Source organism: Pseudomonas sp. GW823-FHT02E01 (genome assembly GCF_058797535.1).
This window is the reverse complement of the sequence record NZ_JBXAJS010000002.1, coordinates 444,975-463,492: the sequence shown is the minus strand read 5'-3', so window position 1 is coordinate 463,492 and position 18,518 is coordinate 444,975. Positions and strand designations below refer to the sequence as shown.

The window sequence follows — 18,518 nt, the reverse complement described above, 5'->3', positions numbered from 1 at the left end:
CTTCGGGCTCCCTTTTTCATTCACGCTACAACGTTACTTGACGTTGACGGTGATCTTCTCGGAAACGATCGGCGGATCGAACGGCATGTGGTTGCTATCGCCAAGTTCAAGCTGCAAGGTGTGTTTGCCCGGCGTGAGCGTTACTTCAGCCTGGGTCTGCGCGTTGCCGAAATGCTGGTGGTTGGCATCTTTGGGAATCGGCGCACCGGCGGCTGGCAGTTCGTCGACGTCGATCAGCAAGTGGTGATGACCGGTGTTCTTGGTGGTATTGCCCGCCGGTGCCAGGGCAACGTTCTCGACAGCGAACTTGACGACGACCGTCTGTGGAACCGTCGCGCCATCCTTGGGAGACACGATAGACACTTCGGCGCCCTTCGGAGCCGGCGTTGCACTGGCCAGCACCGAAACACCCATCAACAGGCCAGCCAAAGCAGCACGTGACATAAAGGTTTTCATTCTCTTCTCCAGTTTTTCCGTAAAATTCGCGTGACCATGACAACTTCATGGCCATTCGTTGTCGAAGGCACTCGACAACCATAGCAAAGCGAGCCTGAATCAGAGGATCGCGATAATAAATTCAAAGGAGTGACCATGCGCTTTCTGCCTGGCCTGATCTGCCTGCTACCCCTTCTGAGCCCTTTGGCTCATGCCGAATTGATTGATGACGTCAACGACCGGGGCGAATTGCGCATTGCCGTTGAAGCCAACACTCCCCCGTTCAATTTCAAGGATGACGACAAGCTCACCGGCTTCGAAATCGAGTTGGGCCAACTGCTCGCAAGTGAACTCGATGTCCGGGCCGACTTCGTCGTCACCGACGGCAGCGATCTGCTGACCGGCGTCGAAAGCGGCAAATACGACATCGCTATCAACCACGTAGCAGTGACCCCGGATCTCAAGGATCGTTTCGACTTCAGCGAACCTTACATTCAAACCAATGCGCAATTGATCGCGCAGAAAGAAGAGCCTCGCTCCATTTTGCTGGTCCAGTCGCTGACGGAAGAGAAGCCCAAAACCAACCCGGCCGTGAGCCTGGCGATTCCGTTTCAGAAGGGTAATCCGGCGTTCCATGCCAGCCTGGAAAACGCATTGCAGCGGATCAAGGATGATGGGCGCCTGCAAGCGCTGGAGCAGAAGTGGTTGGGGGCGGATGCGGGTGTGGTGCCCAAGCCTTGAAGTGTTGCAGGTCTGGAGTGAAAGCTGATCCTGTAGGAGCGAGCCTGCTCGCGATGGCGGCCTGACATTCAACATCAATGCTGACTGGACTGGCCTCATCGCGAGCAAGCTCGCTCCCACAGTGCCTTGTGTCGCTCGTTAATCGAGCATTGCCAACGCCTGTGCCGCCTGCGGCAACTCCAGCTCACTGAACACCTGCACCCCGTGACGGTTGAGTAGCGCAGCCGTCACGCCCTCGCCACTGACTTTCACGCCGCTGAACGTCCCGTCATAGGTCAGCAAATTGCCGCAGGACGGGCTGTTGGCCTTGAGGACGGCGATGCGGATGCCATGCTTTTTTACCAGTTCCAGTGCCTGATACGCCCCCGACAGAAACTGCGCACTAACGTCCTCGCCCTCGGTGGTGATCACCAACGCCTGGCCATCGAGGACTTGCGTGCCCTGCCCGCCTGGAATTTCCGCCGCCGCCCGAGGTGTTGGCAATCCACCAGCCACCTCCGGGCACAACGGCACGACCCGCCCCTCATCAAGCCACTGCTGAAGCTGATCGAAAGGCCCGCTGGCCCCGCCGTCGTAACGTACGCGGTGGCCCAACAGGCAGCGGCTGACGAGAATTTTCTGCATGATCAGAACGGCTCGTTGCCACGCCGCCGGAACCAGCCGGTCAGCGACAGTCGATCCCGGGTCGCGGGCAAGACTTCGTGGGGAACCTCGCCGGAGAGAAACACCACCAGGCAGCCACCGACAGGTTCCACGTCGTAGACGCGATCATTGTCGAGGTACATGCGCAACTGGCCGCCGTGTTCGGGAAGCCAGCCGTCATTGAGATAAACCACCGCCGAAACCATGCGCCGGTCGTCATCGCGAAAACGGTCGACGTGCTTCAGGTAGAAGGCGCCGGGCGGGTACATCGCAAAATGGCTTTCGAAATCCTCCAGGCCGAGAAACAGACCGCGATTGATCGCCTCGCGCAGGCTGTCCATCAAACTCAGATAGCTGTCGCACGCCTCGGCCTGGCCGGGGTCGATCCACTGGATATGGTCGCCACGAATCCCTTCGCGGATCTCCGATGACGGCCCACGGCCCACGGCGGCCGGAGCCAGCTGTCCCTCGGCAGCACGTTTGCGACACTCGGCCGCCAGCTCTCGGGTCAAGTCCTGAGGCAGGAAAATATTCTGCTGCGACCAGCCGTGCTCGGCCAGGTCGTCGACGATTCGTAGCAGCAGCGGGTGATCAGAGGATATTTGCATGGCGCGCATAGTATTCCTGTGCCCGGAAATCCGACAGAGCCGCGCGGCGGGTTGATACGAATTCTCGACAAGCAGGGGTGCCACACGGAGAATAGTCGCCTGCTGACTGGAGTCCCTATGCGCCGTTTGCTTTTATCCCTGCTGATGTTCTGCGTTTTGCCCGCCTGGGCAGACGGCCACGATCAGTTGTACAAGGTCGCCGGCTGGCCGGAACAACGCGCGCATTTCAGCGATGCCCTCTCGGCTGCTCAGCAACGCTACCAGGGCAGCCTGCCGCCGGCGGTGTTTCAGGCACTGGTCAGCAACAGCAATCAGCGATTTTCCGCCAAGGCCGTGGACCAGCGTGCCGAAGCGCAATTGCGCAAGAACCTCGCCGACCCCAAACCCGCGCTGACGTTTTTCCAGTCGCCCCTGGGCAAGAAAATCGTCGCCGCCGAGTTGCTGGCGACCCGTCGCGACCAACTGGCAAAAAACGCCAAGGGTCTGCCAAAGATGCAGGCCAGCGACAGCCGCATGTTGATCATCGGCCATTTGGCACAAGCCCTGCCCGCTCGCGAGGCCGGTGCGGAAGTCAGTCTGGCGATTGCTGGCGTCGCCGCCGATAGCTTGAGTTCAATGATCCCGGGATTGCTCGGTGCCGGTCAGGCGCAGGGCATGCTCAACGGCCAGCGCCAGCGCCTGATGGAGCAGATCGGTAGCGACCTCAACAACACACTGCTGTATGTCTATCGCGACCTGTCGGACAACGAACTGGAAGAGTTCGCAACCTTTGCCGAATCGGCGGAAGGCCAGGCTTATTATCAAGCGGCGCTGGCGGCGATTCGGGCGGGGTTGGCGGTGGGGCAGAGCAATTCTAACCTGACCCAGTGATCTTCGGCACCTGACCGATCGCTATCGCGAGCAAGCTCGCTCCCACATTGGATCTGCGTACGCCGGCCCATTGTGGGAGCGAGCTTGCTCGCGATGGGGCCGGAACAGGCACTAGGGATTGCGACCCTTGATCCGCCTGGTCAAAAACCCGAAATACTCCTGCCGCATCACCAGCGTCTCATTCGCCAGATGATGTCGTGCCTCGGGCAGCATCAGCACCTGCGGCCGATCAAACTTGCCCCGCAACACTTCCAGGTTGTGCTCCCAATCCACCGTCATGTCGGCCTGCCCCTGCACGATCAGCGGCCGGCGGGTGCTCATGGGTGCGGCCTCGATGCGTTTGATCCAGCGCGCCAACGCACCCACCCAGGCTGTCGGCAGGCGCAGCGGCTGCAACGGATCGGCCTGCAGAAACGGCAGAAAGGCCGGGTCGCTGGAGTTCTCGCTGAAACGCCGGGCGATGGCTTTGACGAAAGGCTTGAGCAGGTAATAACTCAGTTGCGACCAACCCCACGCCCGCGGCCGCACCAGCGGCGACAGCAAAATCACCTGGCCCTGGGCCGGGCTGCTCGCCCCCGCATTCAACACATGATCGATCACGATCGCCCCGCCGGTGCTCTGCCCGCACAAGTGCCACGGCTGCGGCAAGTCGAGGGATTGCGCCTCGCGGAACAACCCTTGCAATGCGTCCTGATACTCGGCGAAATCCTTGATGCTCGCCCGTTCGCCACTGGACAGGCCATGCCCCGGCAAGTCGCAGGCAATCACCGCAAAGCCCTGGTCCAGCGCCCACTCGATCACATGCCGATAGAGCCCGGTGTGGTCGTAGAAACCGTGGATGACAAACAGCGTCGCCTTGGCTCGCTCGGGCCACCAGAACTGGCTGACCAGCTCATAACCGTCGACCTCGAATCGCCCAAGGCCGCTGCGCAACTGACGCGGGGCAAAATCCAGCCCGTAGAATCGCTGGTAAGCCTGCGCCTGCGCCGACAACGGCTGCCCGGCAGCCAATGGCAGCAGGCTTGCACGTAGAAGATCAGGGTCGAAAGTGGCCGGCATGGACGATTCCAGAACGTGAAACGGACTTTATAGGCCTGCGATATTCATCTGTCGCGGCAAGCATGGCAAGCTAGCCACCCTTCGAGGATTGAACCGATGCGCTCGCCCCTTCGCGCCCCCCTGTTTGCCAGCCTGCTCGCCGTGGTGTGTGCTGGCGTATTGTGGGCGGCCTACGACTGGTTTCAGGGGCGTTACCTGCGGGCGTTCAGCGAGCACACCGCGATGTTTTCCGGTGATCCGCTACGCCTTCCCGAATCCCTCGCCGGCCCTGGCGCCATCCGCCTTGTGCATTTCTGGGACCCAGCCTGCCCGTGCAATGTCGGCAATCAACAACACCTGACCGAGCTGGTCGAGCGCTACCGACCCCATGGCGTGGAATTCTATGCCGTGCAAAAACCCGGTAGCCACGGCCAATTGCCGAGCACCTTGAGCAGCCTCAAAACCATCGACATCCTGCCCGGCTCCGAACAGATCCCCGCCAGCCCGGCCGTGGCGATCTGGGATCGCAGCGGCAAACTGGCGTACTTCGGCCCCTACAGCGAAGGCCTGACCTGCAACTCGAGCAACAGCTTTATCGAGCCGATCCTGCAAGCGCTGGATGAAGGCCGTGCGGTGAGTGCCACACACACACTGGCGGTGGGGTGTTACTGCCCGTGGCCTGTCGATCCAACTAAATAGGGAAAGACGGGGTAATACGAATCCCTCCTACGGGCGATGCGCCAAATCGGCACCCCGTGTTACACAGTGGCATCAGGAATCACAATAACAACAAGGACTCTTATGAAACGCAGCCTGACCGCTCTCGCTCTGTTGATCGTCGTGCTGGCCTCCGGAGCCGGCTGGTACCTCTACAGCAAGCAGCCGTCACGCCAGGGCATGGTGGAACTGCAACACCTGCAAGGCTCCGTCACCGTGCGCTACGACGAACGTGGCATCCCGCACATCCGCGCCGACAACGAAACCGACCTGTACCGCGCACTCGGCTACGTGCATGCCCAGGACCGCCTGTTCCAGATGGAAGTCCTGCGTCGCCTGGCCCGTGGCGAACTGGCTGAAGTGCTCGGGCCGAAGCTGCTCGACACCGACAAACTGATGCGCAGCCTGCGCATTCGCGAACGCGCAGAAACTTACCTGGCGAACCTCGACAAGCAGTCGCCCTCCTTCATCGCCATGCAAGCCTATCTGGACGGTATCAACCAGTATCAGGACAGCCACGCCAAACCCGTGGAGTTCGATGTGCTGGGCATTCCAAAACGCCCGTTCACGGCCCAGGACACCATCAGCATCGCCGGCTACATGGCCTACAGTTTTGCTGCGGCATTTCGTACCGAACCCCTGCTGACATTCGTGCGCGATCAACTGGGGCCCCAATACCTGAACATCTTCGATCTCGACTGGCAGCCCAAGGGCGTGCTCAACGGGACCGGCACCACCTTGGCCAGCGCCGACTGGAAAGACCTCAACGCCCTCGCCCGCTTGAGCGAACAAGCCCTGGCTGACAACGGCCTGCCACAGTTCGAGGGCAGCAACGCCTGGGTCGTCGCGGGCAGCCGGACCCAAAGCGGCAAGCCGCTGCTGGCGGGTGATCCGCATATCCGTTTTTCCGCGCCGTCGGTGTGGTACGAAGCGCAGCTCTCGGCGCCCGGCTTCGAACTCTACGGCCACTATCAGGCCTTGATGCCGTTTGCGTCGCTGGGCATGAACCACGACTTCGGCTGGAGCATCACCATGTTCCAGAATGACGACCTCGACCTGATCGCCGAGAAGGTCAACCCGGACAACCCCAATCAGGTCTGGTATCGCGGCAAGTGGGTGGACATGACGACCAGCGAGCAGCAGATCGCAGTCAAGGGCCAGGCGCCAGTCACCCTGGTGTTGCGTCAGTCGCCCCACGGGCCGATCGTCAACGATGCCTTGGGCAGCGGCGTCGGTAAAACGCCGATTGCCATGTGGTGGGCATTTCTCGAAAGCCAGAACCCGATCCTGGAGGGTTTCTACCAGCTCAATCGCGCCGACACCCTGGCCAAGGCCCGTGGTGCCGCGGCAAAAATCCAGGCCCCGGGCCTGAACGTTGTCTGGGCCAATGCCAAGGGAGATATCGGCTGGTGGGCGGCGGCGCAATTGCCTAAACGCCCGGCGGGTGTACGCCCGTGGTTCATCCTCGACGGCAGCACCGCCGAGGCGGACAAGGATGGCTTCTACCCGTTCAGCGCCAACCCTCAGGAAGAAAACCCGGCCCGGGGCTACATCGTCTCGGCCAACTTCCAGCCGGTGTCGCCAACCGGCATGGAGATTCCCGGCTACTACAACCTTGCCGATCGCGGCCAGCAACTCAATCGCCAGCTCAGCGACAAAGCGATCAAATGGGACCTGGAAAACAGCCAGAAACTGCAACTGGGCACCACTACCGCCTACGGCCCGCGCCTGTTGGCACCGCTGTTGCCGGTGTTGCGCGAAGTGGTGAGCGATCCCGCCGAACTCAAACTGGTGGAGCAACTGGCCCAGTGGAAAGGCGATTACCCGCTCGACTCGACCAGCGCCACGCTGTTCAACCAGTTCCTGTTCAACCTGACTGACGCGACGATGCGCGATGAACTGGGTAACGACTTCTTCGAAACGCTGCTCTCGACCCGGGTGATCGACGCCGCGCTCCCCCGCCTGGCCGCCAGCGCCGATTCGCCGTGGTGGGACAACCGCAGCACCCTCGGCAAGGAAACCCGTGCCGACACGGTGAAGGCCGCCTGGCAATCCAGCCTCGCGCACCTCAAGAGCACTCTCGGCGCAGACTCCTCGCAATGGCAGTGGGGCAGCGCGCACACATTGACCCATGGCCATCCGCTCGGGCAGCAAAAACCGCTGGACCTGTTCTTCAATGTCGGCCCCTTCGCCGCACCCGGCAGTCATGAAGTGCCGAACAACCTCTCGGCGAAAATCGGACCGGCACCCTGGCCCGTCACCTACGGCCCTTCGACCCGGCGCCTGATCGACTTCGCCGACCCGGCCCACAGCCTGACCATCAACCCGGTCGGCCAGAGCGGAGTCCTGTTCGACAGCCACTATGATGATCAGGCCGAGGCCTACGTCGAGGGGATGTACTTCCAGGCGCATCTCAATGACGAGGAAGTCACAGCCAATACCCGCAGTACGTTGAAGCTGTTGCCGGCGCGGGCTGTACCATAGATTTTTGCTGGCCGGGCTGGCCTCATCGCGAGCAAGCTCGCTCCCACAAGGATCTGTGTCGAACACAAATTATGTGAACACCAGAGAAACCTGTGGGAGCGAGCTTGCTCGCGATGGGACCCTGATAGACGCCTACAAATTCAGCTCAAACCATCGCCGCAAAGTTCAGCCGGAACTGCTGCGGCGTCACCCCCAACCTGCGATTGAACACACTGCGCATGTGCTGGGCATCGCGAAAACCGCATTGATAGGCCACGGTCTTGAGCGGCGCACGGGTGCTTTCCAGTAGCGTGCGCGCCGCATCGACCCTCGCTCGCTCGACGAACTCGGCCGGGGTGATTTTCGCTTCCCTGGCAAACACCCGGGAGAAGTTGCGCGCACTCATGTTGGCGGCATTGGCCAGGTCGACGATGGCCAGGTCGCCCGTCAGGTTGGCCAGCACGTAATGCTGCACCATCGCTACCGCCGAATCCGCTTCGGCGTGGGGCGTGAGGAACGGGCTGAATTGCGACTGCCCGCCCGAACGCTGGGTGAACACCACCAGCCGCTTGGCGACGCTCAGTGCAACTTCCGGCCCGTGATCCCGACCCAATAGATACAACGACAGATCGATCCCCGCTGTGACCCCGGCCGAGGTGAACAGCTCGCCGTCCTCAACATACAGTCGATCCGCTTCCACCCGGGAGGAGGGACACAGTGCAGCCAGATCCGATGCGTCCTGCCAATGCGTAGTGACCATGCGCCCCTCCAGCAATCCGGCCCGGGCGAGCATGAACGCGCCGTTGCAGATCGAGCCGAAGCGCTTGGCCCGCACGCAGGCATCGCGCAACCAGCCGTCGAATGCCATGCCGAAATCCATGAACGGCAACTGCGGCCCGCCCGCCACCAGCAACAGGTCATACGGCTCCAGCGCTTCGCTGAAATGCCGATGGGCATTGAGTGCCAAACCGTTGGAGCACGCCATCATCCCGCGCTCGACGCCGATCACCTCCAGCCGATAGTGATCCTGCGGGGCAAGGAAGCGATTGGCCTCGGAAAACACATCCATGGGGCCGGTGACATCCAGCGACTGGACGCCGGCGAACACCACGATGGCTACGGTTTTACTCATGGTTCGAAGAGCCTCTCATGGCACCGATTGCAACGCTCACCTGTAGGAGCGAGCCTGCTCGCGATGGACGTCAACGATGACGGGAGCTGGCTGGATGTACGCGGTGCCCTCACGTGCATCGCGAGCAAGCTCGCTCCTACAGGGTCTGCATGCACCCTAGCCAATCCACGCCCAACAAGCGAGGTTGGCGCGATATGCACGCTCATTGGCCGGGATCGCAGCCATGGATCGATTGTCCGGTTTCCGGGGCCGGAACAGACTGAAACCCTCAGCGCCGCCAAGGCGTTCACGACGAGGAAAACTCCATGAGCACCACCATCGCCGGCATCAAGATCCCCGACAGCACTTTGGCCAAGGCCACCACCGAATACATCCGCGACATCGAGTCCGACCTGCTCTACCACCACTCGCGCCGGGTCTTCCTGTTCGGTGCTCTGAGCGGCGAGCGCAAGCAACTGGCCTACAACCCGGAGTTGCTGTACGTCGGCGCGATGTTCCATGACCTGGGACTGGTGCAAGGTCATCGCAGCGACAACGAGCGCTTCGAAGTCGACGGTGCCAACGCGGCAGCGGCGTTCCTCAAGCCTTACGGATTGAGCGATGACGACATCGAACAGGTCTGGCTATCGATTGCCCTGCACACCACGCCGGGCGTGCCTCAGCATTTACGGCCCACCGTGGCACTGGTCACGGCTGGCGTCGAGATGGACGTGCTGGGCATGGACTACGCGGCGTTTTCCAGCGTGCAGCGCGAAGCGGTGGTGCATGCGCATCCACGGGGCGAGGGATTCAAGGAGTGCATCATCTGCGCGTTTGCCGACGGCTTGCGCCATCGTCCGCAGACAACGTTCGGCAATGTGAAGACTGATGTGCTGGTGGATCAGGAGCCGGGGTTCAAGCCGATGAACTTCGTCGAGGTCATTCGTAAATCCCCTTGGATTTCCTGACCGCAGAAGAACCTGTGGGAGCGAGCTTGCTCGCGATGAGGGCATCACAGTCAACATCGATGTTGAATGTCAGTCCGCTATCGCGAGCAAGCTCGCTCCCACATTGGAATTGGGTAGTCCACTCAAATGTGGTCTACCCAATTCGGGATCAAGCCGCTTCCGGCGCCTGCGCGCGACGCACGTCCGGTTGCTTCCACGAGTCGGCTGCCGCTTCTTCGATCGCCTGCTGGATCGCACGACGACGGCTCTCTTCGGCGCGACGGCTGAAGAACCAGACGAGGAAGGTCACGATGGACACCGCCAGCAGGATCAGGCTGGCCACGGCGTTGATCTCGGGTTTGACCCCCAGACGGACCGCCGAGAACACTTCCATCGGCAGGGTCGTGGAGCCCGGGCCGGACACGAAGCTCGCCAGCACCAGGTCATCCAGCGACAGGGCGAACGACATCATGCCGCCCGCTGCCAGCGATGGCGCGATCATCGGGATGGTGATCAGGAAGAACACCTTCCACGGCCGTGCACCGAGGTCCATGGCCGCTTCTTCGATGGACAGGTCCAGCTCACGCAAGCGTGCCGAGACCACCACCGCCACATAGGCCGCACAGAACGTGGTGTGGGCGATCCAGATGGTAACGATGCCGCGTTCCTGCGGCCAGCCGATCATCTGCGCCATGGCCACGAACAGCAGCAACAGCGACAGACCGGTGATCACCTCAGGCATGACCAGCGGCGCGGTGACCAGGCCACCGAACAGGGTACGGCCCTTGAAGCGCGTAATGCGCGTCAGGACGAACGCCGCCAATGTACCCAGCGCCACCGCCGCGATGGCGGTGTAGCAGGCGATTTCCAGCGAGCGCACCACCGAGCCCATCAGTTGGCTGTTGTCGAGCAGGCCGACGTACCACTTGATCGACCAGCCGCCCCACACCGTTACCAGTTTGGAGGCGTTGAACGAGTAGATGACCAGGATCAGCATCGGCAGGTAGATGAACAACAGACCCAGTACCAGCATCAGGCTGGAGAAACGGAAGCGCTTCATTCTTTACCCTCCATTTCCTTGGCCTGACTGCGGTTGAACAGGATGATCGGCACAATCAGGATCGCCAGCATCACTACCGCCAGGGCAGACGCCACCGGCCAGTCACGGTTGTTGAAGAACTCTTGCCAGAGCACTTTACCGATCATCAGGGTTTCCGGACCACCGAGCAGTTCCGGGATCACGAACTCACCCACCACCGGGATGAACACCAGCATGCAGCCGGCGATGATGCCGTTTTTCGACAGCGGCACGGTGATTTTCCAGAAGCTGTTGAACGTGCTCGAACCCAGGTCCGACGCAGCTTCCAGCAGGCTCTGGTCGTGCTTCACCAGGTTGGCGTACAGCGGCAGGATCATGAACGGCAGGTAGGAATAAACCACGCCGATGTAGACCGCCAGGTTGGTGTTGAGGATCTGCAGCGGCTCGTCGATCCAGCCCATGCTCATCAGGAACCCGTTGAGCAGGCCGTTGTTGCTGAGGATGCCCATCCACGCGTAAACGCGGATCAGGATCGCGGTCCAGGTCGGCATCATGATCAGCAGCACCAGCACCGTTTGCACTTCCTTGCGGGCAACGGAGATGCCGTAGGCCATCGGGTAGCCGATCAGCAGGCAGAGGATGGTGCTGAAAAACGCCATCTTCAACGAGCCGAGGTAAGCGGCGATGTACAGCTCGTCACCGGCCAGCATCGCGTAGTTGCCCAGGTTAAGCAGCAACTGCAGCTTCTGCTCGGCGTAGCTGTAGATCTCGGTGTATGGCGGAATGGCCACGTCCGCTTCGGCGAAGCTGATCTTCAGTACGATGAAGAACGGCAGCATGAAGAACAGGAACAGCCAGATGAAGGGAACCCCGATGACCATCTGACGGCCACCGGGAATTATTCGATTGAGTCGACGCTTGAATTTGCGCATGTTCATGAGCGCAGTACCACGCCGCTGTCGTCTTCCCAGTACACGTAGACCTGATCACCCCAGGTCGGACGCTGCCCGCGACGCTCGGCGTTGGCCACGAAGGACTGCACCAGCTTGCCGCTTGGCAATTCGACGTAGAACACCGAGTGCCCACCCAGGTAGGCAATGTCGTGCACCTTGCCGCTGGACCAGTTGTACTGGCAGGTCGGCATGTCGGCGGTGACCAGCAGTTTTTCCGGACGGATCGCGTAGGTGACCGACTTGTCCTGCACCGAAGTGCTGATGCCGTGGCCGACGTAGATCTGACGATCCAGGTCTTTGCAGGTAATGATCGCGTGACCTTCGGCGTCGTCGATCACTTCGCCTTCGAAGATGTTCACGTTACCGATGAATTCGCAGACCAGGCGACTGGTCGGGGTTTCGTAGATGTCGATCGGGCTGCCGATCTGGGCGATCCAGCCCAGGTGCATGATCGCGATACGCTCGGCCATGGTCATGGCCTCTTCCTGATCGTGGGTCACCATCACGCAGGTTACGCCGACGCGCTCGATGATCTCCACCAGCTCCAACTGCATTTGCGAACGCAGTTTTTTATCCAGTGCGCCCATCGGTTCGTCGAGCAGCAGCAGCTTCGGGCGCTTGGCCAGGGAACGGGCCAGGGCCACACGCTGACGCTGACCACCGGACAACTGATGCGGTTTGCGCTTGGCGTACTGGCTCATCTGTACCAGCTTGAGCATGTCGGCCACGCGGGCGTCGATCTCTGACGCCGGCAGTTTGTCCTGCTTGAGGCCAAAGGCGATGTTCTGCGCCACGGTCATGTGCGGGAACAAGGCGTAGGACTGGAACATCATGTTGATCGGCCGCTCGTATGGCGGCATATCAGTGATGTCTACGCCATCGAGGAAAATGCGCCCCTCCGTGGGCCGTTCGAAACCTGCGAGCATGCGCAGCAAAGTGGATTTGCCCGATCCCGAACCGCCGAGCAGGGCGAAAATCTCGCCTTTCTTGATTTCCAGGGACACATCGTCCACGGCAATCGTCTCGTCGAACTTCTTCGTGACCCGGTCGATTTTGACCAGCACCTGTTTAGGTGACTGGTCGCCCTCGAGGGCTTTCTTATAGGCGCCGGAGGCAACTGCCATTTACGAAACTCCCGAAAAAAAGAGTGCAGTTCGCTCAAGGTGAGCCAACCTTGGATAGTTTGAGCCTTGAAACTATTTACCCGACTTGACCTTGGTCCAGCTGCGGGTCATCAAACGTTGAATATTCGACGGTAACTCGACCGACACGTAGGTCTTGTCGAGCACCTCTTGCGGTGGATAAACCGCTTCGTCGGTGCGAATGGACTGTTCCATCAGTTTGTCCGACCCCGGGTTAGGGTTGGCATAGCCGACGTAATCGCTGACCTGGGCAATCACCTCAGGCTTGAGCAAATAGTTGATGAAGGCGTGGGCCTGCTTGACGTTGGCCGAGTCCTTCGGAATCGCCAGCATGTCGAACCAGAGCGCACCGCCCTCTTTCGGAATCGAGTAGGCGATGTTCACGCCTTTCTTGGCTTCTTCGGCGCGGTTCTTGGCCTGGAAGATGTCGCCGGAGAAACCGATCGCCACGCAGATATCACCGTTGGCCAGATCCGCGATGTACTTGGAGGAATGGAAGTAGGTCACGTAAGGCCGCACTGCAAGCAACTTGGCGGTGGCCTTTTCGTAGTCCTTGGGGTCAGTGCTGTTAGCGTTCAGGCCCATGTAATTGAGCACTGTCGGCATCATTTCATCGGCGGAGTCGAGGAACGCGACGCCACAGCTTTGCAGCTTCTTGATGTTCTGCGGCTCGAACAGCACGCCCCACGAATCAATCGTATCGACGCCCAGCACAGCCTTGACCTTGTCGACGTTGTAACCGATGCCGTTGGTGCCCCACAGGTACGGCACGGCGTACAGGTTGCCCGGATCGTTCTGTTCCAGGCGCTTGAGCAGCACTGGATCGAGGTTCGAATAGTTCGGCAACTGCGACTTGTCGAGCTTCTGGAATGCCCCGGCCTTGATCTGCTTGCCGAGGAAGTGGTTCGACGGCACGACCACGTCGTAGCCAGTACGCCCGGCCAGCAATTTACCTTCCAGGGTTTCGTTGGAATCGAAGACGTCATAAACCGGCTTGATACCGGTCTCTTTCTGGAAATCGGCCAGGGTGGTCTCGCCGATGTAGTCGGACCAGTTATAAATATGCACGGTACCGGCGGCCTGGACACTGACAGCAACTGTCAGCCCGGCACTCACCAGCATGGCATTGCGCAACATAGAAAAAATAGGCAAGTGGAGGTCCTCTGAAATTAGTTGGGCCCAAGTTGCCCCGCGCTACATGACAACCGTGGTTGCCCGGCAACAAAACCGGCGCGCAACTTACCCTCGAAAAACCGTTCCAGCAAAACTTTCTGTCATTTAATTACACCTGCTGCCGCCACCGCGCGGGCGGCGACAACAGGTTGTTGCATCAAACCGGCTTATTTACCGGATTTGATCTTGGTCCAGCTGCGGGTCATGATCCGCTGGGTCGCGGCCGGCAAGTCGGCAATCGCGTACAGCTTGGCCAGCACGTCCGCCGGCGGGTAAACGCCCGGGTCGCTGGTGATGTCTTTATCGACCAACGCAGTTGCAGCCGCGTTACCGTTCGGGAAACGCACGGCGTTGGTGATTTCAGCCATGATTTCCGGCTTCTGCAGGAAGGTCATGAACTTGTAGGCGCCTTCGACGTTTTCGGCATCTTTAGGGATGGCGACCATGTCGTAGAAGCTGCCGGCACCTTCTTTGGGAATGTTGTAGCTGACTTTCACCTTGCCACCGGCTTCTTCCGCGCGGGACTTGGCCTGGTAAATGTCACCCGAGTAACCCACGGCCACGCAGATGTTGCCGTTGGCCAGGTCGGAGATGTACTTGGACGAGTGGAAGTAACCTACCGAAGGACGAATTTTCAGGAACAGCGCTTCGGCTTCGGCCAGTTGTTTCTTGTCCTGGCTGTCGGTTGGATAGCCCAGGTAGTGCAATGCCACCGGAATCATCTCGGTTGGCGAATCGAGGAAACTGATACCGCACGCCTTCAACTTCGCGGCGTTTTCAGGTTTGAACAGCAGGTCCCAGGAGTTGGTCGGTGCGTCGGCACCCAGCGCAGCCTTGACCTTCTCGGGGTTGAAGCCGATACCGATCGAACCCCACATGTACGGGAAGGCATGCTCGTTACCCGGGTCGCTCACGGAAACGGCCTTGAGCAGGTCGGTGTTCAGGTTCTTCCAGTTAGGCAGCTTGGACTTGTCCAGCTTCTGGTAGACGCCAGCCTTGATCTGCTTGGCCAGGAAGTTGTTCGACGGTACAACGATGTCGTAACCGGACTTGCCTGCCAGCAACTTGGCTTCAAGGGTTTCGTTGCTGTCAAAGACGTCATAGACAACCTTGATACCCGACTCGTCTTCAAACTTCTTGACGGTGTCCGGTGCGATGTAGTCGGACCAGTTGTACACGTGCAGTACTTTGTCATCGGCCTGAACCGCGCCGGCCATCAAACCCATTACGGACATGGCAAGCAGAGTCTTGCCAGCGAGCTTTTTACCTAGTGCCTTCATGCGTAATGCTCCAAATTTTTCTTTTTTGAACCACTTGTTCAGCGACCGAACCCGGGCAACTGGAACCGCGGCTAGTCTGGCAAGATCCACATCGGTCTTTCAAGGAAACGGCCACGCTTTCTGACAGTTCTGAGCGAAAGTTCCTACTTCATATGTAGAACTTTGAACCTCCGCTCAGAGCCTAGCACTTAGCCCCGCAATGCACTCAGGGTCAGGTCAAGACACTTGCGAGCCTTGGTCACCAGTTCATCGATTTCCGCCGGTGTAATCACCAGTGGCGGAGCGATGATCATGGTGTCGCCGACGGCGCGCATGATCAGGCCGTTATCGAAGCAGAACTGACGGCAGATCATGCCGACGCCCTTGCCTTCGAAACGCTTGCGTGTGGCCTTGTCCTGGACCAGTTCGATGGCCCCCAACAGACCCACCCCACGAACTTCACCCACCAGCGGGTGATCGTTCAATTCCCGCAGACGCTTTTGCAAATACGGTGCCGTTTCGGACTTCACGCGCTCGACAATTTTTTCGTCGCGCAGGATGCGGATGTTTTCCAGCCCCACAGCCGCCGCCACCGGGTGCCCGGAGTAGGTGAAACCGTGGTTGAAGTCGCCGCCCTCATTGAGCACGTCCACCACTTCGTCACGCACAATCAGACCACCCATCGGGATGTAGCCCGAGGTCAGCCCCTTGGCGATGGTCATCATGTCTGGCTTGAGGTCGTAGAAATCGCTGCCGAACCACTCGCCGGTACGACCGAAACCGCAAATCACTTCGTCAGCCACGAACAGAATGTCGTACTTGGCGAGGATTTCCTTGATGCGCGGCCAGTAGGTCTCTGGCGGAATGATCACGCCACCGGCACCCTGGATCGGCTCGGCAATAAAGGCACCGACATTGTCGACGCCGACTTCCAGAATCTTTTCTTCCAGCTGATTGGCCGCCCACACACCGAACTCTTCCGGGGTCATTTCGCCGCCTTCGCCGAACCAGTACGGCTGGGCAATGTGAACGATGCCCGGGATCGGCAAGTCGCCCTGTTCGTGCATGTACGTCATACCGCCCAGGCTCGCGCCGGCCACGGTGGAACCGTGATAGCCGTTCTTGCGGCTGATGATGACTTTCTTGTTCGGCTGACCCTTGATCGCCCAGTAGTGACGAACCATACGCAGCATGGTGTCGTTGCCTTCGGAGCCGGAACCGGTGAAGAACACGTGGTTCATGCCTTCAGGCGCGATGTCGGCGATAGCCTTGGCCAGTTCCAGTACCGGCGGATGCGCAGTCTGGAAGAACAGGTTGTAGTAAGGCAGTTCGCGCATCTGTTTACTGGCGGCATCGGCCAGTTCATCGCGACCATAACCAATTGCGACACACCACAGGCCGGCCATGCCATCGAGGATCTTGTTGCCTTCGCTGTCCCAGAGGTAAACGCCCTTGGCGTTGGTGATGATCCGCGGGCCTTTCTCTTTCAGCTGCTTGAAATCGCTGAACGGAGCCAGGTGGTGATCATTGCTCAGGGTTTGCCATTCACGGGTTTGCGGATTGTTGCTGGTCATACGAATCTCCTAAAAAAATCACGTGAAGGCGCCGCCAGGCAGCGGCGGCGCCCGGCGTATCAGACGGCAAAGAGCAGGAATTCCCTTTCCCACGAACTGATCACGCGCTTGAAGTTTTCATGCTCGGCCCGCTTGACCGCAACGTAGCCAGTGATGAAATTTTTGCCCAGGTAACGCTCGATGGTCGCGCTGTTTTCCATGCGTTCCAGCGCGTCTTCGATGGTCAGCGGCAGGCGCAGGTTGCGGCGTTCATAGCCACGCCCCACTACCGGCGCACTCGGGTTCAGGCCTTCGACCATGCCGATGTAACCGCAGAGCAGGCTCGCGGCAATCGCCAGGTACGGGTTGGCATCGGCGCCCGGCAGGCGGTTTTCCACCCGACGGTTTTGCGGCCCCGCATCCGGCACCCGCAGGCCCACGGTACGGTTCTCTTCGCCCCACTCCACGTTCACCGGCGCCGAGGTATCCGGCAGGAAGCGGCGGAATGAGTTGACGTTGGGTGCGAACAGCGGCAACAGCTCGGGAATGAGTTTCTGCAAGCCACCGATGTGGTGCAGGAACAACTGGCTCATGGTCCCGTCGTCATTGGAGAAGATGTTCTTGCCGGTCTCGATGTCGATGACGCTCTGGTGCAAGTGCATGGCGCTGCCCGGCTCGCCGGTCATCGGCTTGGCCATGAAGGTCGCGGCTACATCGTGCTTGAGCGCGGCTTCGCGCATGGTGCGCTTGAACACCAGGATCTGGTCGGCCAGGGACAGGGCATCGCCGTGACGGAAGTTGATTTCCATCTGCGCCGTGCCGTCCTCGTGGATCAGCGTATCGAGGTCCAGGTCCTGCAATTCGCACCAGTCGTAGACGTCTTCGAACAACGGATCGAATTCGTTCGCGGCTTCAATGGAGAACGACTGGCGACCGATTTCCGGGCGACCGGAACGGCCGATTGGCGGTTGCAGCGGGTAGTCCGGGTCGTCACTGCGCTTGGTCAGGTAAAACTCCATTTCCGGCGCCACGATCGGCTGCCAGCCTTTGTCGGTATAGAGTTTCAGGACTTTCTTGAGCACGTTGCGCGGCGACAGCTCGATCGGGTTGCCTTGCTTGTCGTAGGTATCATGGATGACGATGGCGGTCGGCTCGATGGCCCACGGCACCAGGTACACCGCGCTCTGGTCGGGGCGGCAGATCATGTCGATGTCGGCCGGGTCGAGCAGTTCGTAATAGATGTCGTCTTCGACGTAATCGCCGGTCACTGTCTGCAACAGAACGCTTTCTGGCAGGCGCATGCCTTTTTCGGCGATGAATTTGTTGGTCGGCGAAATCTTGCCCCGGGTAATCCCGGTCAAGTCGGCGATCATGCATTCGACTTCTGTGATCTTGTGGTTTTTCAACCAATCGGTGAGCTGGTCGAGGTTGTTACTCATAAATGCCTCTAGGCTTGAGTTGTCTGACCCTTTTGAGGTCAGGCGTTGTTTGACGCATCGGCGTCGCGTTGTAGAGCGTTTGCGCGGCAGATTATCGTGCTTGGCAACACGGCTGCAGAGGCCGGGCGTGCAGAATCGCGAGCGGTGCCCTGAACAATGGTCAGGCCGCTATTGTGAATCGGTTCTATATTGAATGGAGTAACCGTAATGGGGGTGCCATCGCGACCGTCCAGAATATCGGACGGGGACGGTTGAACCGTCACGGATGGGAGGATCACCAGAACCGCCGGGGCCACGGAACGGACGGACGTGTCATCACTGATGTGACAAGCATGCCGACCGACCTGTCTTGAGCAGTCGGTGACGCCGATTATCGGCAGGCGAGACA

Annotated in this window: 17 protein-coding genes; 5 read left to right on the top strand and 12 right to left on the bottom strand. The window is 60.0% G+C overall.

What is annotated here, in order from left to right; all coding sequences use genetic code 11:
• Nucleotides 1-33: 33 nt before the first annotated feature.
• On the bottom strand, nucleotides 34-456 hold the full coding sequence (locus AC1RDQ_RS05930) for a DUF4399 domain-containing protein (protein ID WP_057712864.1): 423 nt from the start codon (nucleotides 454-456) through the stop codon (nucleotides 34-36).
• Nucleotides 457-591: 135 nt separating this feature from the next.
• Between AC1RDQ_RS05930 and AC1RDQ_RS05925 the strand changes: the two genes are divergently transcribed.
• Nucleotides 592-1,176 (top strand): transporter substrate-binding domain-containing protein, encoded by a 585-nt coding sequence (locus AC1RDQ_RS05925; protein WP_492586710.1) that lies wholly within the window; start codon nucleotides 592-594, stop codon nucleotides 1,174-1,176.
• A 138-nt stretch (nucleotides 1,177-1,314) separates the two neighbouring features.
• Here AC1RDQ_RS05925 and AC1RDQ_RS05920 read toward each other — a convergent pair whose 3' ends face one another.
• Both AC1RDQ_RS05920 and AC1RDQ_RS05915 read right to left on the bottom strand, forming a co-directional pair.
• On the bottom strand, nucleotides 1,315-1,800 hold the full coding sequence (locus AC1RDQ_RS05920; protein WP_057712862.1) for a 2-thiouracil desulfurase family protein: 486 nt from the start codon (nucleotides 1,798-1,800) through the stop codon (nucleotides 1,315-1,317).
• A gap of 2 nt (nucleotides 1,801-1,802) precedes the next feature.
• Nucleotides 1,803-2,435, bottom strand: coding sequence for a 2OG-Fe(II) oxygenase (locus AC1RDQ_RS05915; RefSeq protein WP_218494670.1), 633 nt, complete (start codon nucleotides 2,433-2,435; stop codon nucleotides 1,803-1,805).
• Between the two features lie 108 nt (nucleotides 2,436-2,543).
• Between AC1RDQ_RS05915 and AC1RDQ_RS05910 the strand changes: the two genes are divergently transcribed.
• Complete coding sequence (locus AC1RDQ_RS05910) at nucleotides 2,544-3,296, top strand: DUF2059 domain-containing protein (protein ID WP_057712860.1); 753 nt, start codon at nucleotides 2,544-2,546, stop codon at nucleotides 3,294-3,296.
• Nucleotides 3,297-3,407: 111 nt separating this feature from the next.
• Here AC1RDQ_RS05910 and bipL read toward each other — a convergent pair whose 3' ends face one another.
• The gene (gene bipL, locus AC1RDQ_RS05905; protein WP_492586709.1) at nucleotides 3,408-4,355 is read right to left on the bottom strand and encodes a phospholipase BipL; all 948 of its coding nucleotides are present in this window, start codon (nucleotides 4,353-4,355) and stop codon (nucleotides 3,408-3,410) included.
• 96 nt (nucleotides 4,356-4,451) lie between these two features.
• On the opposite strand from bipL, the gene AC1RDQ_RS05900 reads away from it, so the two are divergent.
• Both AC1RDQ_RS05900 and AC1RDQ_RS05895 read left to right on the top strand, forming a co-directional pair.
• The gene (locus tag AC1RDQ_RS05900; protein ID WP_090452017.1) at nucleotides 4,452-5,033 is read left to right on the top strand and encodes a DUF6436 domain-containing protein; all 582 of its coding nucleotides are present in this window, start codon (nucleotides 4,452-4,454) and stop codon (nucleotides 5,031-5,033) included.
• A gap of 102 nt (nucleotides 5,034-5,135) precedes the next feature.
• Nucleotides 5,136-7,535: a penicillin acylase family protein gene (locus AC1RDQ_RS05895; protein WP_492586708.1), complete on the top strand. Its 2,400-nt coding sequence runs from the start codon at nucleotides 5,136-5,138 to the stop codon at nucleotides 7,533-7,535.
• 145 nt (nucleotides 7,536-7,680) lie between these two features.
• Here AC1RDQ_RS05895 and AC1RDQ_RS05890 read toward each other — a convergent pair whose 3' ends face one another.
• A complete protein-coding gene (locus AC1RDQ_RS05890) occupies nucleotides 7,681-8,646 on the bottom strand; it encodes a GlxA family transcriptional regulator (protein ID WP_492586707.1) in 966 nt (321 codons plus the stop codon).
• Between the two features lie 305 nt (nucleotides 8,647-8,951).
• On the opposite strand from AC1RDQ_RS05890, the gene AC1RDQ_RS05885 reads away from it, so the two are divergent.
• Nucleotides 8,952-9,593, top strand: a complete 642-nt coding sequence (locus AC1RDQ_RS05885) for an HD domain-containing protein (protein WP_492586706.1) — start codon at nucleotides 8,952-8,954, stop codon at nucleotides 9,591-9,593.
• A gap of 148 nt (nucleotides 9,594-9,741) precedes the next feature.
• Here the strand turns inward: AC1RDQ_RS05885 and AC1RDQ_RS05880 are convergent, their stop codons facing one another.
• The 7 genes from AC1RDQ_RS05880 to AC1RDQ_RS05850 form a co-directional block, all read right to left on the bottom strand.
• Nucleotides 9,742-10,632, bottom strand: a complete 891-nt coding sequence (locus tag AC1RDQ_RS05880) for an ABC transporter permease subunit (protein WP_057712854.1) — start codon at nucleotides 10,630-10,632, stop codon at nucleotides 9,742-9,744.
• Nucleotides 10,629-11,510 (bottom strand): ABC transporter permease subunit, encoded by an 882-nt coding sequence (locus AC1RDQ_RS05875; RefSeq protein ID WP_173677919.1) that lies wholly within the window; start codon nucleotides 11,508-11,510, stop codon nucleotides 10,629-10,631. The genes AC1RDQ_RS05880 and AC1RDQ_RS05875 overlap by 4 nt, the downstream gene beginning before the upstream one ends.
• Before the next feature lie 35 nt (nucleotides 11,511-11,545).
• Complete coding sequence (locus tag AC1RDQ_RS05870) at nucleotides 11,546-12,688, bottom strand: ABC transporter ATP-binding protein (protein WP_090452027.1); 1,143 nt, start codon at nucleotides 12,686-12,688, stop codon at nucleotides 11,546-11,548.
• Nucleotides 12,689-12,760: 72 nt separating this feature from the next.
• On the bottom strand, nucleotides 12,761-13,858 hold the full coding sequence (locus tag AC1RDQ_RS05865; protein ID WP_492586705.1) for a polyamine ABC transporter substrate-binding protein: 1,098 nt from the start codon (nucleotides 13,856-13,858) through the stop codon (nucleotides 12,761-12,763).
• 188 nt (nucleotides 13,859-14,046) lie between these two features.
• Entirely contained in the window at nucleotides 14,047-15,159 is a 1,113-nt protein-coding gene (locus tag AC1RDQ_RS05860; protein ID WP_090452031.1) for a polyamine ABC transporter substrate-binding protein, read from the bottom strand.
• Nucleotides 15,160-15,347: 188 nt separating this feature from the next.
• A complete protein-coding gene (locus tag AC1RDQ_RS05855) occupies nucleotides 15,348-16,712 on the bottom strand; it encodes an aspartate aminotransferase family protein (protein WP_492586704.1) in 1,365 nt (454 codons plus the stop codon).
• Between the two features lie 59 nt (nucleotides 16,713-16,771).
• Nucleotides 16,772-18,130, bottom strand: a complete 1,359-nt coding sequence (locus AC1RDQ_RS05850; RefSeq protein WP_150813754.1) for a glutamine synthetase family protein — start codon at nucleotides 18,128-18,130, stop codon at nucleotides 16,772-16,774.
• Between the last annotated feature and the right edge of the window lie 388 nt (nucleotides 18,131-18,518).